The organism is Endozoicomonas sp. ALB091 (genome assembly GCF_049310265.1).
GTDB lineage: Bacteria > Pseudomonadota > Gammaproteobacteria > Pseudomonadales > Endozoicomonadaceae > Endozoicomonas.
On record NZ_JBLYNQ010000003.1, the window covers coordinates 95,952 to 111,597 of the forward strand.

Annotated in this window: 15 protein-coding genes; 2 read left to right on the plus strand and 13 right to left on the minus strand. The window is 47.7% G+C overall.

Annotated elements, in window-relative coordinates; translation table 11 throughout:
* Window positions 1–85: 85 nt before the first annotated feature.
* The 7 genes from ACO6UX_RS03370 to ACO6UX_RS03400 all read right to left on the minus strand — a co-directional run bounded on the left by ACO6UX_RS03370 (window position 86) and on the right by ACO6UX_RS03400 (window position 7,138).
* Complete coding sequence (locus tag ACO6UX_RS03370) at window positions 86–481, minus strand: type IV pilin protein (RefSeq protein WP_422444874.1); 396 nt, start codon at window positions 479–481, stop codon at window positions 86–88.
* 23 nt (window positions 482–504) lie between these two features.
* Window positions 505–3,903: a pilus assembly protein gene (locus ACO6UX_RS03375; protein WP_422444876.1), complete on the minus strand. Its 3,399-nt coding sequence runs from the start codon at window positions 3,901–3,903 to the stop codon at window positions 505–507.
* An 81-nt stretch (window positions 3,904–3,984) separates the two neighbouring features.
* Window positions 3,985–4,542: a hypothetical protein gene (locus ACO6UX_RS03380; protein ID WP_422444878.1), complete on the minus strand. Its 558-nt coding sequence runs from the start codon at window positions 4,540–4,542 to the stop codon at window positions 3,985–3,987.
* 6 nt (window positions 4,543–4,548) lie between these two features.
* The gene (locus ACO6UX_RS03385) at window positions 4,549–5,481 is read right to left on the minus strand and encodes a PilW family protein (RefSeq protein ID WP_422444880.1); all 933 of its coding nucleotides are present in this window, start codon (window positions 5,479–5,481) and stop codon (window positions 4,549–4,551) included.
* A gap of 27 nt (window positions 5,482–5,508) precedes the next feature.
* A complete protein-coding gene (pilV, locus tag ACO6UX_RS03390) occupies window positions 5,509–6,060 on the minus strand; it encodes a type IV pilus modification protein PilV (protein WP_422444882.1) in 552 nt (183 codons plus the stop codon).
* Window positions 6,047–6,571 (minus strand): GspH/FimT family pseudopilin, encoded by a 525-nt coding sequence (locus ACO6UX_RS03395; RefSeq protein ID WP_422444884.1) that lies wholly within the window; start codon window positions 6,569–6,571, stop codon window positions 6,047–6,049. Before ACO6UX_RS03395 ends, pilV begins: the two co-directional genes overlap by 14 nt.
* Before the next feature lie 252 nt (window positions 6,572–6,823).
* On the minus strand, window positions 6,824–7,138 hold the full coding sequence (locus tag ACO6UX_RS03400; RefSeq protein WP_422444886.1) for an SCP2 sterol-binding domain-containing protein: 315 nt from the start codon (window positions 7,136–7,138) through the stop codon (window positions 6,824–6,826).
* Window positions 7,139–7,362: 224 nt separating this feature from the next.
* Between ACO6UX_RS03400 and sohB the strand changes: the two genes are divergently transcribed.
* Window positions 7,363–8,412, plus strand: coding sequence for a protease SohB (gene sohB, locus ACO6UX_RS03405; protein ID WP_101745810.1), 1,050 nt, complete (start codon window positions 7,363–7,365; stop codon window positions 8,410–8,412).
* A 439-nt stretch (window positions 8,413–8,851) separates the two neighbouring features.
* On the opposite strand, the gene ACO6UX_RS03410 is transcribed toward sohB, so the two are convergent.
* Window positions 8,852–9,139, minus strand: a complete 288-nt coding sequence (locus tag ACO6UX_RS03410) for a hypothetical protein (RefSeq protein WP_422444888.1) — start codon at window positions 9,137–9,139, stop codon at window positions 8,852–8,854.
* Window positions 9,140–9,258: 119 nt separating this feature from the next.
* Between ACO6UX_RS03410 and ACO6UX_RS03415 the strand changes: the two genes are divergently transcribed.
* Window positions 9,259–9,783, plus strand: coding sequence for an OTU domain-containing protein (locus ACO6UX_RS03415; protein WP_422444890.1), 525 nt, complete (start codon window positions 9,259–9,261; stop codon window positions 9,781–9,783).
* Between the two features lie 21 nt (window positions 9,784–9,804).
* Here ACO6UX_RS03415 and ACO6UX_RS03420 read toward each other — a convergent pair whose 3' ends face one another.
* The 5 genes from ACO6UX_RS03420 to ACO6UX_RS03440 form a co-directional block, all read right to left on the minus strand.
* A complete protein-coding gene (locus ACO6UX_RS03420; protein ID WP_422446123.1) occupies window positions 9,805–10,977 on the minus strand; it encodes a cation:proton antiporter in 1,173 nt (390 codons plus the stop codon).
* 115 nt (window positions 10,978–11,092) lie between these two features.
* Window positions 11,093–11,593: a DUF934 domain-containing protein gene (locus ACO6UX_RS03425; RefSeq protein ID WP_422444892.1), complete on the minus strand. Its 501-nt coding sequence runs from the start codon at window positions 11,591–11,593 to the stop codon at window positions 11,093–11,095.
* Window positions 11,577–13,232, minus strand: coding sequence for a nitrite/sulfite reductase (locus ACO6UX_RS03430; RefSeq protein WP_422444894.1), 1,656 nt, complete (start codon window positions 13,230–13,232; stop codon window positions 11,577–11,579). The genes ACO6UX_RS03425 and ACO6UX_RS03430 overlap by 17 nt, the downstream gene beginning before the upstream one ends.
* 318 nt (window positions 13,233–13,550) lie before the next feature.
* A complete protein-coding gene (locus tag ACO6UX_RS03435) occupies window positions 13,551–13,790 on the minus strand; it encodes a DUF2970 domain-containing protein (protein ID WP_422444896.1) in 240 nt (79 codons plus the stop codon).
* A 38-nt stretch (window positions 13,791–13,828) separates the two neighbouring features.
* Window positions 13,829–15,244: a hypothetical protein gene (locus ACO6UX_RS03440; protein WP_422444898.1), complete on the minus strand. Its 1,416-nt coding sequence runs from the start codon at window positions 15,242–15,244 to the stop codon at window positions 13,829–13,831.
* Window positions 15,245–15,646: the final 402 nt, after the last annotated feature.

A 15,646-nucleotide genomic window follows, 5' to 3' on the forward strand; every position in this document is an offset into this window, starting at 1 on the left:
ATGAAACGCCAGAAAGATCACCGAGAATAGCGGAGATCTTTGCCTAACAAGAGGGGATTTCAGACCAATTTCGATTTCTTTAGCCTTACCAATTACCGAACCTATTACCTAAAGAGTCGAGGACCAGGCCGCCATCAGGTACCTGACCTCCCTGTGGGGTTGCAATCAGCACAAAGCCGTCGGAACAGGCGAAAAAATCTCCGTTACCGCCACAGGCAGCACTGATTGAATACCAGCCATCGTCTGATATAAATGGATTGGCTCCCAGGCCAAGATTTCTTAAATCAGCGGTATATTGATGGTTATCAAGGAAAAACTGCTCCTGTCTTCCGGCAATGTCCAGCAGTGCTGTCTGTCCTTCGGCACGCCGACCATTCTGGATAGCGTTTTGGTAACTTGGCACAGCAATAGAGGCCAGTATGCCAACAATAACAACGGCGATAATTAGCTCGATAAGCGTAAAGCCTGAGGCTTTTCCCATGTTATTTTACTCCTGATGTATTGCTATTGTTCTATCCAGCCACTGCGATGCATACCGACTTCATTGACAGCACCGCTGTATCCGGTATTCAAATCGATCAGGTTCCTGTCTTTACCGAGGGGGACTCTGTCTTTATCGAGGGAGCCATTGTCTTTACCGAGGGAGAGAGTGTCTTTACCAAGGGAGACAATAGTGGCATCACCGGGCATCCCTACAACGGAAAATAAGGAAAACCGGTCATGTATCTCTTTATCATTATCATTGTCTACGTCCCGAATCGCCGAAGCAGTGTGAAGGTCCACCACATAAAAGCGGCTGGAACCGATACTGGGTGTGCAGATGTTGGCCCCCGGGGCAGAGGAGGGAGCGTAGGTGCTGTAGAGCAACTGACCGCTGTAAACATCGCCGGTGGTGGTTGTCTTTTCCCCCGAAGCGGAAAGGTTGATATACCAGCCGTTACTGCTATCCAGTAGCGACAAGCCATTAGCGGTTTGCTGATCAGTACCCTGCTGGATAAGGTTACGGCTGGCATCGTACAGACTGCTATGGGAAATAACGTTGGGTGGTGTTGTGCAGTCATTACAACTGCCAAAGCGGTTATAGAAAATATTGGTATCACGGATAACGTAGTAACGGTCAGTATTTGAAGTGGCCATGGGGTTGGCCCGGTTACCACTGCCCAGTACTACCGCATCATATGCACGTCCCCGGTAAGTGGTTCTCACCAGCTCCGGTTGGTACATAAAACGACGATCGTCGATACTATCCGGAGATGGGCGTATATCTGTCTCATCTGCCCCAAGCTCTGCCAGCTTGATCATGGACCACAGGGCAGTTTCAACATCGGGAGCATTGGCATCAGGATAAGCCTTACCGATATCAATTCTGAAAACATTGCCACCGGTATCTGCAAAGTAGACCCGGTCTGTAAGGCCGTCACCATTACTGTCCATGGGTGCGGGGGATGCCACCACACTCCATTTCAGATCACTGCTTTCGTACTGTATCGGGTTTGCTGTATCAATGGCGTCAGGGGCAGTAAACGATTGGATTAATGACCCTGACGAAGCGTCAACGAAGAACAGGCCCCGGCCATTTTGTGAATATTTCCTGACTTTATGAGAGTCACCCGCTGCGTCGATAAAATCTTCACCCTGGCGATCATCATCATTGGTTGAGTCATAACCGGCACCAAAGGCAAGAGCATATTTATAGTTGATTGAGCTGGTCGTTACCTTGCCTTCGGTGGTCGTCACCAACTCCCGATGGCCCGGCAAAATAACAGGTACCGGTGTTGACCAGCTTTGGCCAAGCTCGGTAAATCCGGGCATGGTATGGTCAATCCGCCAAAGCAGGGTAGGAGTGCCATCCGGATTGGAAACGTCAATGGCATAGTAACTGCTGCCACCCCGGCGCATGCCGAAATAGAGGATCATGCGATCACCATCGGTATGTTTGATATTGCCGTCTTTGTTATAGTCAAGGCGGATCACGCTTATCTGGCCATCAAGCCCGTAGGGGTGGCCTGCATCATCACGGTTTTCATAGAGCTTTGCTGCGTTACCGGCGGTTTCTCCGGCAAAGAATGACCAGTTCTCAACCACGTTATTCCCCTGATCCTCAATAAAATGCAGGACGCCATAGTTGGTGCCAAAAGCCAGTCGTATATCGGGATTATTTTCACTGTACTCAGTGCCGCTGCCATCAGTATCGCCATAATTCAGAGTTACTGGTCTTGAATGAAGAATATCACCCAGAACCCAGTCCAGCGTATTGCCACTGCTGTCCAGTCCTTTGACCCAGTTAATCAGATCTGTAGCGGTGAAGCTCTCATTACCGTCAAGATTAAAACGGCTCGTATCAATATTATCCAGTGAGCCAATTGACTCCTGATTTTGAGCATTAACCAAATTGGTATAAAACGTCCCCCTTGAGTTTAGAAGGGTTGCCCCTAATCCCCCACTGGCCACATCACTACCATCATCAACAGTTCCCCAATACGTGCTACGGCCATCGGCAATCCGATTGCTGCCATCATCCAGTGCCACATCACATCGCCGATCAATCACGGTACCTGGCACGTGATCATCCAAATCTGTACAGGCAGGACTTGAGTCATCCTTATAGATTTTCAATTTTTTCAGATTGCCTTTCCATCGAGCGGAGTCGGTTGGGAGGAACATGGCATAGTAAGCATTGTCCAGCGACTCAGTTCGCTTGAATGTATTTACGGCAACTGCAGGAGAAACGAAGGTGCTGGTTTGCTGGAGAATTTCTCCCAGGGCACCCTGGAATGCTGAAGCGATATCGTTTACGACCACACACCCGGTGTCAGCGTCTATATTGCTGCCAACGGTTGTATAGCAGACTCCGTTTCCTTTATCTGCGGTCTCGCGTAACAGAGGCTGATCTGTCGCAAAACCAATGGTGTAGGTAAATGCTTTTTGATTTCCGGTAGCAATATTACCATCAAGTCCACCTGGTCCTGGCTTTGCCAGATATTCGGCAAGCTTTGGCAGACAATTTTCACTTAACCCACCACTGTTATCAGCATAATTATCACAGCTGGTAATGGGTGTCAGGCCATCGATCAGCAACCGATTATCAGATTTGACTCTGCTATTTACCGCAAACTCAGCACTCGGCTCTCCATCGGTTACGTATATGATGTACAGGTTTTGACAGGGTTTAACCACTGGAATATCGCCATATTCACTGGTGGTTTTGTATCGGCTTCCAGGGATTTGTTCTACACTGGTGTCCCGGCTGCCGGTCAGTTGTCCTCGATATAATTCCCGCCCCATAAAAAAGTTAAGGACTTCGTAGTAGGCACCACAAAGAGGTGTTCCGCCTTCTGGATCAATATAATTCAGGTCATTCAGAATATTGCTGCTATCCGGACTTATTCGGCGTCTGATATAGCCCCCTCTGCCCCGATCACGGCCATTCAGAAAAGCAGCAAGGCCGAAGTCTACTCCGGGGTTATTATTGATAAGATCGGTAATTGCATTAACTGCCAGGTTAATCCGGGTTCCGGGAGGTTGGAATTCAGTCTGATTATACCAGTTAAGGTAATTGCCAGGGCAGGTTGCGCCAACAACTGTTCCGGATGTTCCGAAAAAATAAACTGGAGTACATGGGCTGCCATCAACTAATAACTCGTAATTCCAGTAAATGGTGTAGCGGCTACTGGGATTTCGGCTACCACCATAAATAATTGATGGGTTATAGGGGCGTTTGGGGATAGAAGGGGCATCATAGTCCATACTCCCGGATGTATCTAACAAGATCATCACCTGGGGCCTGGCATTATTGTTAATATTGGCACCAGTAAACAGTTCCGTATCGTCAGCATGGGCAGCAAGTTGATACTGCAAAAGTACAGCGACAAGTGCCGCAGATTTAATGCCTTGTAAAATCACTCTATGCCACATTATACGACCAAATTTGTTATTCATGTTTATGTTGAAACCAGAACTTTCTGGTACGGCCCCTGGCTGTTTCTATGGGCTTGCCGTTGCCACTATATTGCCGACATTGACATTCAAATCCCCGGTTGCTGAACCACCCTGTTCACCCAACATTACTTTATAGGTGTTCATGGCCAGGGAGGTGGCTATGCCTGACTGTGCACTGTTCGTTTGAATCTGGTAAAACTCAACGCTGTACTTACCAACGCCACTGGCATTCTCGCTGCGGGGTAACGTCTGGCTGGAAGCCTGATAGTGAATGCTTGGGCTGGGCGCTGTATTGTTGGCACCACAGGTATGTGCCAATTTCTCTGGCTCGTCCATGGTATCGTCAGGGTCGTATGGGTTATAGGGAGCCTGGTCCGCCCCACAGATGCCCCGGTCAAAACTGTCCATGCCCATAACAGCAATCTGGTTGAGCGTTGCCTGTGCCTGGTTGAACGTAATCAGCTTTATTTCCGCATTGGCGATCATGCGCGGTGACCGGCTGGACTGGTTTACCAGTGTGACAGCAATAGTGGTCAGCATCATCAGAAACAACAGGGAAACCATCAGAATCATACCGCCCTGTTTTGCTTTGAACTGTGTCATCCCCGGTCACCGATAGGTCTGGTTATAGAGAAAGATGGTGGTACTGGCTAAACGACGATTGCGGTTATCGCCATTGGGCTGAACAGTAATGTCGCCCATCTGGTAGGTGCGAAAATCTTCAAAGGCATTGATTTGATCGGTAGTGGCCAGCAGGTAAAGTTTGATGCTTTGTACGTCATTCCATTGTTGCTCTGTCCAGTTATTAGTGTTGGCCGGTGTTCCCTGATAGCGGTTTACCTGACCATCGCCATTATCATCAATGCCCAGAAATACGCGCATGGCTTCGATATTGTTGGCCAGTGTGGTTTCAACCAGGGCGTCATTGACAAGACGGGTCAGCCTCAGCTGATTATCCCGAAGATAAAACAGGCTGAACTGATATTCCCGAATCTCCTGGTCAGCGGAAATTAACGGGGCATTGGCAGAACGGAAAAGGTGGCCTTCCTGAGTATTGGCGACCAGGTAGTTGGTGTCTGCCACTGGATTGGTAACCACTTCGCCAATTGCTCCCCGGAACAGCAGCCAGTCAGAAGGGAGGCCATCATTGGCGGTATAGTCTCCGGGCTGCCCGGCAGCGCAGCCGAAAATATCGTTACTGGCCCGTCCGGCCATAAATGCGGGGGAAGGGGTCAGGGCTGCAGCAATGCCAGTGCAATCATCGCTAACCGCCAGGCCATTTTGATTGATGCTCTCTGGCGGCAAGCCATTGATATACCCTGCAGAGCGAAGGTCGCGGGAGATGATGGCCAGTGCTGTGCGGGCATTATCATTGAGAGTAATCATGGCACTGCTGTCACGCTGGGCGGTAAAGGTGTTGAGATAGAGAACGGCCACACCAGCCAGCAGAAATAGCGAAAGGGTGACAGCGACCATCAGTTCAACCAGGGTAAACCCCTGTTGTCTTTTATCACTGGCAATGGCCCGCGGGTTTTTTATCATGACTTTCCTCACATCCATGTACTGCACCTAACCGATGGTGGTTTGTATCACCATGACCCGACGAAGATCATTATCCACTGTGGAGCGATAGCCTGCATCTGCGTCTCCGCAGGTAACCGCTGCCCTGGTATCGGGGCGGGTAAATTTTCCCCGCCAGACAATCGTCAGGGTCACATCGGTATTATTGATGTTGATGCATGCCCGTGGTGAAATGAGACCACCTGCTCCTGTGTCTGCAGCAGTCTGCACCTCATTACCAAAGAGAGCCGCTCCCCACTGCCAGAGGTCAAAGGCGGCTGTTTGCGCGGGTGTACAGTTAGAATTCGCCCCGTCGCACAGGGTTGCTGGCAGGGCTGGTGCGGCAGCAATATCGCCGTTGTAGCTGGCCAGCCCGGAATTATTGGCATTAATACGGGCTAACAGATCCTCAGCCAGTTGTAAGGCAATGGATCGTTGTTGTACTTCAACAATATTCTTTCGTGACTCAACCACGAGACCGGCAATGCCTAACAATCCCACTGATATGATGATCATGGCCACCAGCACTTCAATCATGGTAAAGCCGTTATTTCTGTTCATCACTTGTTTCCTGGGCATTGCCGGTATCTGTCTCAAGCTGTTCCTGAACCTTTCCAGTTATCAATAGTGATGTAGCGCCACCACCATCAATACTCAATGTTGCAGTATGAGAAGCTTTGGCATCATTGATAACAACATTGGCACCGGTGAAAAGCCCCCGTGCATCAAAACTGAACTGTGCGGCAGTCGAATTGATCGCGGTACCGGAAAGGGGAGGGAGTTGCATTATGTTGACACCATTGGCGGTTACCGTGCCATTATTTCCAGCCCAGCCATTATCCGGTGAGATAATAACATCAGTACCACGGGTGATCGCTTCTGAGCGGGCAAATGCCAGGATACTCTGTATCTCTTCAGCATGACTGCGGACCCGATTATTGGCAATACTCTCGGTAAGGGAGGGATAGGCAATAGACGACAGAATACTTAGAACGGTCAGGGTGATGATCAATTCTACCAAAGTAAAGCCAGCAGAATTTTCAGGTATGAACTCTCTTATCTTTTCATCCATTTTTTTCATCGATGGTGCTGATGGCGTTATTGTTATTATTAAAAGTCAGTGATTGTATATCTTTTCTCACCTGATTTCTCACGTCATTCGAGATAAACGGTAGCTATTTTTGGATAAATGGCAATTAATTTCCCGATATGAGAGGGTTTCGACAATAAAAAAGCCAACCGTGAAATTATCCAGGGCTGGCTTTTTGTGATGATCTATCAGGAGACAACTTTTTTTCACAAACAGTTAACAGACAGTCGTCTATTAGTTAGGAAAATAGGCACCAAGCTTGGTAGCCAGCATCATGTTTCCTTCAGCACGCAACTTACCCATCATAAACGCCTGCATGCCATCAATTTCTCCTGACATCACACCGGACATGGTTTCACTGTCCATAATCAGTGTTACGCTTGGGTCGTCATGGGTGCCAGCAACAATATCCAGAGACCCATCTTTAATGATCAGATGGTAGGCATCAGCATCTTCAATATCAAACTGGAAAATCTCATCGACGCCCGCAGCTGCATCGGTATTAAAGCGGCTTTTCATGGACTCAATGATTTCGGCAGGAGTGCTCATATTTTCTTTATCCTTCTTCTTAACATTAAGCATTTCTGGTTAGACAAAGCGAATGGTATGAGTATTAGCCGAATGTGTCAACGAAATTCAAACGCTTGTATGAATCTCTGGCGGTAAAAATTTCCGGCACCCATCACTTTTTTATAGTCCCCGCCAATGATAAATCAGTTATCATATAGGCCATTTTGATATTGGAACTCACAAGCCTTTCTAAGGAGGTCCCTTTGGAGTATCTGGCAGACTTTATTTTGTTTTTGGCCAAAACGTTTACCCTGATTGGTGGTGTGGTGATTTTAGTGGCTCTGGTGACAGCAATAGGTCAGAAAGCCAGAAAAATGCACAAGGGACATCTTGAGATTACTCGTCTTAATGAACACTACGAGCACCTTCAGGCGGATTTGAAACATGCCTTGCTGGATAAGGCTGAGCTGAAAAAAGAAGCCAAAGAGCAGAAGGAAAAGGCGAAGCTGGAGAAAAAAGCCAAAAAAAATAAAGAGTGTGAGGAAGAGGGTAAACCAAGAGTTTTCATACTGGATTTTCATGGCGATATTAAAGCCTCAGCGGTCAAATCGCTGAGGGAAGAGATTACGGCAGTTCTTTCTCTCGCAGATAAAGAGCGGGACGAAGTGGTGATCCGGCTGGAAAGTGGTGGCGGTCTGGTTCATTCCTATGGTTTGGCTGCATCCCAGCTGAAGCGAATCCGCGATAAAGGAATTAAGTTGACGGTCACCGTCGATAAAGTGGCTGCCAGTGGTGGCTATATGATGGCCTGTGTTGCCAATCATATTGTTGCAGCACCTTTTGCGGTACTGGGCTCTATTGGCGTAATGGCACAGTTGCCCAATGTTCACCGTCTTTTGAAAAAGCATGATGTGGATATTGAGTTACACACTGCCGGTGAGTTCAAGCGCACTTTGACCGTTCTTGGGCAAAATACCGAAAAAGGACGGCAGAAATTTATCCAGGATATGGAAGATACACATCTGCTATTCAAGGATTTTGTCAAGACCGAGCGGGAAGTTGTTGATATTGATCAGGTTTCAACCGGTGAAATCTGGTATGGTCAGAAAGCCCTGACGCTCAACCTTATTGATGAGATCAGCACCAGTGATGAGTATATCTACCGGAGGGTCGATGAGGTTGTTCTGGTACAGGTTGAGTATGTAATGAAAAAAGGCGTTGCCGACAAACTGGGGATGGCGGCTGAGTCAGCCCTGGATAACACCTTAATGAAGTGGTGGGGACGGTTTAACACCAGTCGCTTCTTTTCTTAGCAGCACCCGGTTCTTCAGGTATTCATCATTTTTGTTCTTATCTGAGCTGATTAAATTTGAACTATAGATCTAAATAGCAGTCAAATGTTCTATCAGTTATTCAAATGGACAATAATAATGAACCCTGTTGAAGCATCAGTAGCGACTGGTTACCATCATAATCAGTCGCATAATGACAATAATGTCGGTGAGACTAAGCATTGGACGCAGTCCAGAACCGTTCGGGCAGTTGCCGGGGTGGCCGTTTTAGCTTTAGGAGGGCTTGCGGGCCTGGCTGTTTCTTTGTTTGCCAGCCCCCTGGCTGCGATTATTGCCGCTGGTGCTGTAACTGCAGTACTTGGGGTGTGTGTCATTGGGTATTTTTACCACCATAGGGGTGGAAACAGCACAACGACACCACCTGATATACAGTCGCCAGAGCCTATCTCAGCGGATACAGTTAGTCCTGAAGCTCCCATTCAGCCATCTCCATCCACTGCTTCATATATTCCACCATCGTCACCGCCGCCATCCACTGCTTCCTATGCTCCTCCATCGCCACCGACGCCATCCACTGCTTCGTATGTTCCACCATCGGCAGCGACCCCATCCACTGCTCCTTATGTAGACCCGCCAAGGTTTGCAAATTATGCTTCTTATGTGCCATCGGCACCACCTCCATACTCCGCCTTTGCTGAGCCTCCTGCTTCAGCAGGGACTGCGGCCGCGCATGTGCCTCCAGTAACATCAAATCCCCTTCCTGCCGAGCCTCCCCCGGCCTACACGCCACTACCGGAATTCGTTGTAGAAGACCCTTTTGAGCCGCCACCAGCTTATAAAATAGTGGGGCCAGAGGAATGTATACAGATGCAGGAAACAAATGTGGATGCTTTGTTGAGGCAGCATGGGGAAACTATTTATCGAAGTAGTCGAGACGGTAATTGCCTGTACGATTCAGCAGCCCACCAGTGCCCGGAAATAGCCAGAGATGCAACAGATCTTCGACAACAGGTTGCCCGTTTTGCAAGAGAATGGCAGCAGCGCTATCCAGATGGCAACAGCAATTTTTCACCCATCGAGGCACGAGCCTATGCGAGATTACAAGGTGATGTTGGTTATGACGCTGGCAATACCTCCATAACTAATGGACTTGACGAAATAGCCGCTCCGGGATGTTTTTCAGACCATATAGATACTTTTTTTCTGGCACAGGTTGCCAAAATGCCAGTCATTGTCATAGATATTAATAACAATGTGACTCTTGCTGTCGATAAACATGGTCGATCCATTGATTGGCTTGATGCTTATGACAGTAGCCTGGTTCCCCGCAGAAAAATTCTCCTGGTGATTGATGGCCCACACTTTATGGGACGGCAGATGGCGCGGAATTAATTATTCTGCTCCATATCCGTGTTAATCCCTTCTCAAGCGTTCTGACAGGGCAATAGGGGATTCAAAGCGGAATACGACGATGTAGGAAGATACCAGCAGTGAGAGTATCGCTGTTGCCTGGATAATATGCGCTGAAATCTCACCAATCAGATTCTGTCCGCTGGCAAAAGCCGCTATCAGTATTGAAAACTCACTGGTCTGACCTAATCGAAAGCCGACTTCCCAGGCTGTGGACCGATTCTCACTGACCTTGCGCAGCAGAAAACCAAAAACCACCGGCTTGATCAGGATAACAGCCCCAGTCATCACCGTTGCCGGGAAAAGTACCTGGCCAATCAAGTCAAGATTGAAGCTGGCTCCGATAGAAAAGAAGAACAGCACCAGGAAAAAATCTCGTAACGGTTTAAGATTGATGGCTATATATTGGGCGATTGGACTGGTGGCAATACTGATACCGGCAATAAAGGCACCAATTTCATAGGAGAGGTTCAGGCTATGAGCTAACTCCGCAAAGCCAAGACACCAGCCCAGGGCCATCAAAAACAGATATTCATGAAAACGGTCAAAGCGGACCATCAATGGCAGCAGCAGGTATTTAACCAGCATAATAGCGGTGAAGATCAAGGCTGGCAGGGCAATAAAGGCCATGATGAGTTCGTTGTAGTTGGCACTATGCGACGGATTCAGGTTATAAAGCAGCAGGAGCGCAATAATGGCCATCAAATCCTGCAGAAGCAGCAGGCTGACCATGATCTCACCGGTATGTCTGTGATGCAGCACGGTGGTTGGCAAAAGTTTAATGCCGATGATTGTGCTGGAAAACATCATGGTTGCTCCAATGATGATCGCCTCGTTCTGGGGAAGACCAAATGTCAACCCGAGTCCATAGCCCGTCAGGGCAAAGAGAAATGAGCTCAGTAGGCCAACGGTAGCCGTTTTCCTGAGCAGATGGGCAAGGTGACTTGGTTGCATGTCCAGCCCGAGAAGGAACAGCAAAAAGATGATGCCAACATGGGCAATATCATTGAGCAGATTGGTGTCATTAACCACTTCCAGTCCAAACGGACCGAGTATGGCACCGAGGGCTATATAGGCTACCAGCAGGGGCTGACGTGTGAACAAGGCTCCGGTGGCGAGAATCGCTGCCCCGGTGAAAATCAGAAAAAAAGAGAAGAGCAGGGAACCGCTTTCCATCATTCAGGCTCATTCTTGGATTATTTATGGAAAGGACAGTATAACCAACAGTTTGGTTTTCGTGCAGAAGAAGGGGAAAATCTCTTCCAAATAAGAAAGAGATTCCAAACTGTGGTTAGAGCTGATGCCTCAACCGATACACAGGGGGTAATTTATCGGCAGCGGTTTGATAGTCCGTACTAAATGTGGTCAGAGCGGCCAGGGCATAATCCGGATTCTGATCTTCCCTTAATCTGAAACTACTGAATCCACAGCGCTTGAGGTAATAGAGCTGATCCACAAGAATGTCGCCTATGGCTCTAATGTCCCCTCGGTAATGAAAGCGTTCCCGAAGCAAACGGGCCAGAGAGTAGCCACGACCATCCATAAACCTGGGAAAGTTAACGGCGATGACTTCAAACTGGTTCAGGGCATTGGCCACCGTTTCAGGTTCGTCGTCACTGTCAAACCAGATGCCAACCTGACCTTTATGCAGGCCATTGGCTTTCACAGCCTGATCAATTGACGACACATGGAAGAGCACATTGCCATCAGGTAATACGGGCTCTTCCGGATCCTGCTGCAGAATCTGAAAGTCATCATTTCTGATTTGCTGATCCTTAAGCAGCTTTGGCATAAACCTTCTCCTTGAATGGCTGCACACCAACCCGTCGACAGGTATCGATAAAACGCTCTTCCGGAGTGCGGAGTTCGACGTAGGTCTTCAGGATCTTATCGATGATGTCCGGCACTTCATCCATTTTAAAGGAGGGTCCGAGGATCTTTCCCAGAGAAGCGTCATGCCCGGATGCACCACCGACCTGAACCTGGTAATACTCTTCACCTTTACGATCAACACCGAGAATGCCGATATGACCGACATGGTGATGACCACAGGCGTTCATACAACCGGAAATGTTCAGATCCAACTCACCAATATCATGGAGAAAGTCCATATCATCAAACCGTCGCTGAATGCTTTCTGCCAACGGAATGGAGCGGGCATTAGCCAGTGCACAGAAGTCGCCGCCCGGGCAGCAGATCATATCGGTAAGCAGCCCCTGGTTAGGTGTTGCCAGGTTCAGTGGTTTCAGTGTCAGCCAGAGTTCATGAAGTCGGCTTTGGGGAACATCAGCAAAAATCAGATTCTGCTCGTGGCTCACTCTGAGCTCACCAAAACTGAACTGGTCAGCAAGGTCTGAGATAGCTTCCAGTTGCTCGGCACTGGCGTCTCCCGGAGCATCAGCCGTTGCCTTCAGAGTCAGGGTGACAGCACTATACCCCGGCTTTTTATGGGGATGGACATTTCGTCTGAGCCACAGTTGAAAATCCGGTTCGGCGGATAAAGCCAGATCAGTGAAGTCGATATTGGTCAGCTTTTCGTAGTCAGGCTCAGTAAAAAAAGATTGAACCCGATCAATCTCCTGTTGGGGAAGCCGGGCGTCTGTTTCTTTCAGGTGAGACCACTCAGTTTCAACCTTTTTTGCAAAAACCTCAGGTGTCAGAGCCTTCACCAGAATTTTGATTCGGGCCTTGTACTTGTTATCCCGCCGTCCATAACGGTTATAAACTCTCAGTACTGCATCCAGATAACTCAGGAGGTGCTCTGGCTCAAGGGATGGTTTGATAACGGAGCCCACCATGGGTGTTCTCCCAAGACCACCACCAGCCAGGATTTTAAATCGAACATCATTATTTTCATTTAAGAAAGCATGAATGCCGATATCATGCACCTGTGTTGCTGCCCGATCCTGTTCACTGCCACAAACCGCTATCTTGAATTTTCTGGGAAGATAAGCGAACTCCGGATGGAAAGTGGACCATTGCCGGATAATTTCACACCAGGGGCGGGGATCAATAATCTCATCGTGCGCTACACCAGCAAACTGGTCTGTTGTGGTATTGCGGATACAGTTGCCGCTGGTCTGAATAGCATGCATTTCGACAGAGGCCAGTTCTTCCAGAATTTCCGGTACTTCTTCCAGCCTTGGCCAGTTCAACTGAAGGTTCTGCCGGGTGGTAAAGTGGACATACCCTTTATCGTAACGTCTGGCAATGTAGGCCAGTTTACGCATCTGTGTACTGCTCACCATGCCATAGGGAATCGCAATGCGCAGCATGGGGGCAAAGCGCTGTACATAAAGCCCATTCTGAAGACGAAGAGGCAGGAATTCATCTTCTGGCAACTCACCAGCGAGAAAACGACGAGTCTGGTCCCTGAACTGCAGGACTCTCTCATCGACTATCTGCTGGTCGTAATCATCGTATTTATACATGAATTGTTCGTCTGATTAGCCACATCCAGGGAACAGGTCAGAAACCTGGGACAGAGGAAGAATACTGATTTTTACTTATAAGTAAAACTATTATTTATTAATAAAAGTAGGCTAAAAAGTAATAAATCAAAGGGGTGCAATAAGTTGATGGTTGGTCAGGGTTTCGCTAATTTAAATGAGTTGAGACAATATGTGCCATTTTGACAGTATCAAGGAGATAAATAATGAAAGACAGTACAATTGATGCCATTGCGGCTGTTGCATTGATAATGCTGGTTGTTGCGACGGCGGTATACTGGGTCAGTTCTCAGTAAAAGCTTAAGTGTTTTGAGTGACGACATACACCACAAATAAAAGTATCAAAACAAACAGTACGGTTCCGGCGATACCAGCGATGATGTAGTGCGCTGGCTTTCCCTGCTGGAAATCCCTTTCCAGATTCGCCCTTTTCTGAACACCGAATGCAGCAGACAGCGCACTCAACACCACTGATTTAATGCCTGTCCCTTTTCTTTCTGACATCAGCCAACTCTCTTTATCAACTGTTAACATGAACATATTATGATCTTGTTAATTCAGTTGGCAAACAGGTAAGACTAATTGAGGACGATAACCCTGATCCGGTAATGGGTATCTCTGGCTGCAAAGTAGCCGATCCAGCTATCGTTATCAGCATCTGTCCATGATACCAGTTGATCAGCCAGCATTTGGGTACCTCTGGCCCCCAGATCCTTGACATAGGGCAGTAACACATAAGCCATTGCACCGAGAACCAGGCCATTGGTTGCGGATGTCACTGCTCTTTGCAAGGCAATATTCAAACCACCGGTAGTGTAATAATTCAATACCCCATTCATGGCGTAATAGGTTGCTATCGGGAGAATGGTTGCTGCTGCTACAGGAACTACATAGCCTCTGATGTTTTCGGGCAGAGGGATCAGTTGATATCCTGATGAAGTTATCGCCTCCGCCCGCTCACCAATAGAGGTTATCTGATGCTGCAGGTTGGTGATCAGGCTTGTGTCGTCTGAACCTGAAAGGCTCAGGCGTTCATCCTGGCCTGCCGGTATCATTTCATTTAACTGGTAAAAACGATACCCGATTTCCAGCAACCCGGCTCCTGAGGCAAGAGCATAAGCTGACGTTGCATCCCACCCCCTGCCTTTAAAGTACGTCATATAGCCATTGTGAATGGTGTGTTGAATACTGGTCTTTATCGAGTTGTTAAAATCACCGGCAAGCTCAGGCAAATGTTCGAAGCCCAGGTCTCTTCGAATTAAAGACAGCGCACCTCCGGGAACGTTGCCAATCATATTCAGGCCATACCCGACCATCAGCATGGCGATACCGTCAATTGTTTCATCATTCAGGCTATGGAGCATGGGCCATTTCCCAAAGACCTGATGCAAACGACCTTCGTTATGTAGTGTCTTCAGTGAACTGCCAACAACGGAAGACATGCAGTTAAGCATTCGATTGGTGGGTGTTGTCCTCATGAATAGTCTGAACGTTTCTGTCCTACTCGTCTCTATTACGTTTTTTTCAATTTTTCCGGTGTTTACTGCCGCCGCTGCTGGTCTGTCCGGGTCGCCGAGCACCTTTTCGCCATGATTCGCCAGTAATGAATATGCGGTAAAGCCTTCAACAAAATCCGCAGCGCACTGGGCAAAGAGAGAGTCAGTCTCCGTAAACACCTGATTCTGGACAAGATTCCGGATTGAATGAATAACATCAATACCCAGAAGTAAATAATTCCAGCGTAAAAGATTTTGCCAGAATGAGTGTGGCTGCCAGGTTACCATGTTCATGGCAATAATGGGGACCACCTGAGGAACAAAAGCACCCACAGCTGCTACCCTGGACAGGTTCTCCTCTTTCTCAAGTATGATTTTTACTTTTTTACCCACCATTTCATCCGTGGTATTCAGTGTTAGATTAATAAACCGATCATTATTTGCACGCTGGATTTTCCCATTATCAACAACAGAAGCTTCCTTGTCATGCCAATACATTTTATTTGACTCTGCGTCTCCTGAACTGAAAGAAGCCTGATCATGTTCTGATTGAAATCGTATGGGTATTTTACCGTAAATTTGTTTTTTTAATATCTCGGTATCAATTTCCAGTTGAAGTGGTGCGTTGTCTTTTACTGTAATCTCCACAGAGTTGTTATTGCCGGGAGATAGCTTCGGAATATTAACAGCAAAAGAATTAACAGGATAAACTGAGAAGACAAAAAACATCAAAAAGATTTTACTGTTAAATAACTCAGATATGAGTGACAGCAGGGGCAGGGGATAATAAACAGTCGTATCTGATTTAAATGTTTCAGGTTTTTTTCTGGATTTGAAGGATAATAGAAAAGCCATTATTTACCACCTAAGTAGACAGGCTCTCCTTTGCCACAGAAAAAT

What these genes read in the sequence shown, in the direction of transcription:
- ACO6UX_RS03370 (WP_422444874.1), bottom strand. Translation starts at nt 481, where the DNA reads ATGGGAAAAGCCTCAGGCTTTACGCTTATCGAGCTAATTATCGCCGTT.
- ACO6UX_RS03380 (WP_422444878.1), bottom strand. Translation starts at nt 4,542, where the DNA reads ATGACACAGTTCAAAGCAAAACAGGGCGGTATGATTCTGATGGTTTCC.
- ACO6UX_RS03385 (WP_422444880.1), bottom strand. Translation starts at nt 5,481, where the DNA reads ATGATAAAAAACCCGCGGGCCATTGCCAGTGATAAAAGACAACAGGGG.
- pilV (WP_422444882.1), bottom strand. Translation starts at nt 6,060, where the DNA reads ATGAACAGAAATAACGGCTTTACCATGATTGAAGTGCTGGTGGCCATG.
- ACO6UX_RS03395 (WP_422444884.1), bottom strand. Translation starts at nt 6,571, where the DNA reads ATGGATGAAAAGATAAGAGAGTTCATACCTGAAAATTCTGCTGGCTTT.
- ACO6UX_RS03400 (WP_422444886.1), bottom strand. Translation starts at nt 7,138, where the DNA reads ATGAGCACTCCTGCCGAAATCATTGAGTCCATGAAAAGCCGCTTTAAT.
- ACO6UX_RS03410 (WP_422444888.1), bottom strand. Translation starts at nt 9,139, where the DNA reads ATGTTACTGGAGGCACATGCGCGGCCGCAGTCCCTGCTGAAGCAGGAG.
- ACO6UX_RS03415 (WP_422444890.1), top strand. Translation starts at nt 9,259, where the DNA reads ATGCAGGAAACAAATGTGGATGCTTTGTTGAGGCAGCATGGGGAAACT.
- ACO6UX_RS03420 (WP_422446123.1), bottom strand. Translation starts at nt 10,977, where the DNA reads ATGGAAAGCGGTTCCCTGCTCTTCTCTTTTTTTCTGATTTTCACCGGG.
- ACO6UX_RS03425 (WP_422444892.1), bottom strand. Translation starts at nt 11,593, where the DNA reads ATGCCAAAGCTGCTTAAGGATCAGCAAATCAGAAATGATGACTTTCAG.
- ACO6UX_RS03430 (WP_422444894.1), bottom strand. Translation starts at nt 13,232, where the DNA reads ATGTATAAATACGATGATTACGACCAGCAGATAGTCGATGAGAGAGTC.
- ACO6UX_RS03435 (WP_422444896.1), bottom strand. Translation starts at nt 13,790, where the DNA reads ATGTTCATGTTAACAGTTGATAAAGAGAGTTGGCTGATGTCAGAAAGA.
- ACO6UX_RS03440 (WP_422444898.1), bottom strand. Translation starts at nt 15,244, where the DNA reads ATGTATTGGCATGACAAGGAAGCTTCTGTTGTTGATAATGGGAAAATC.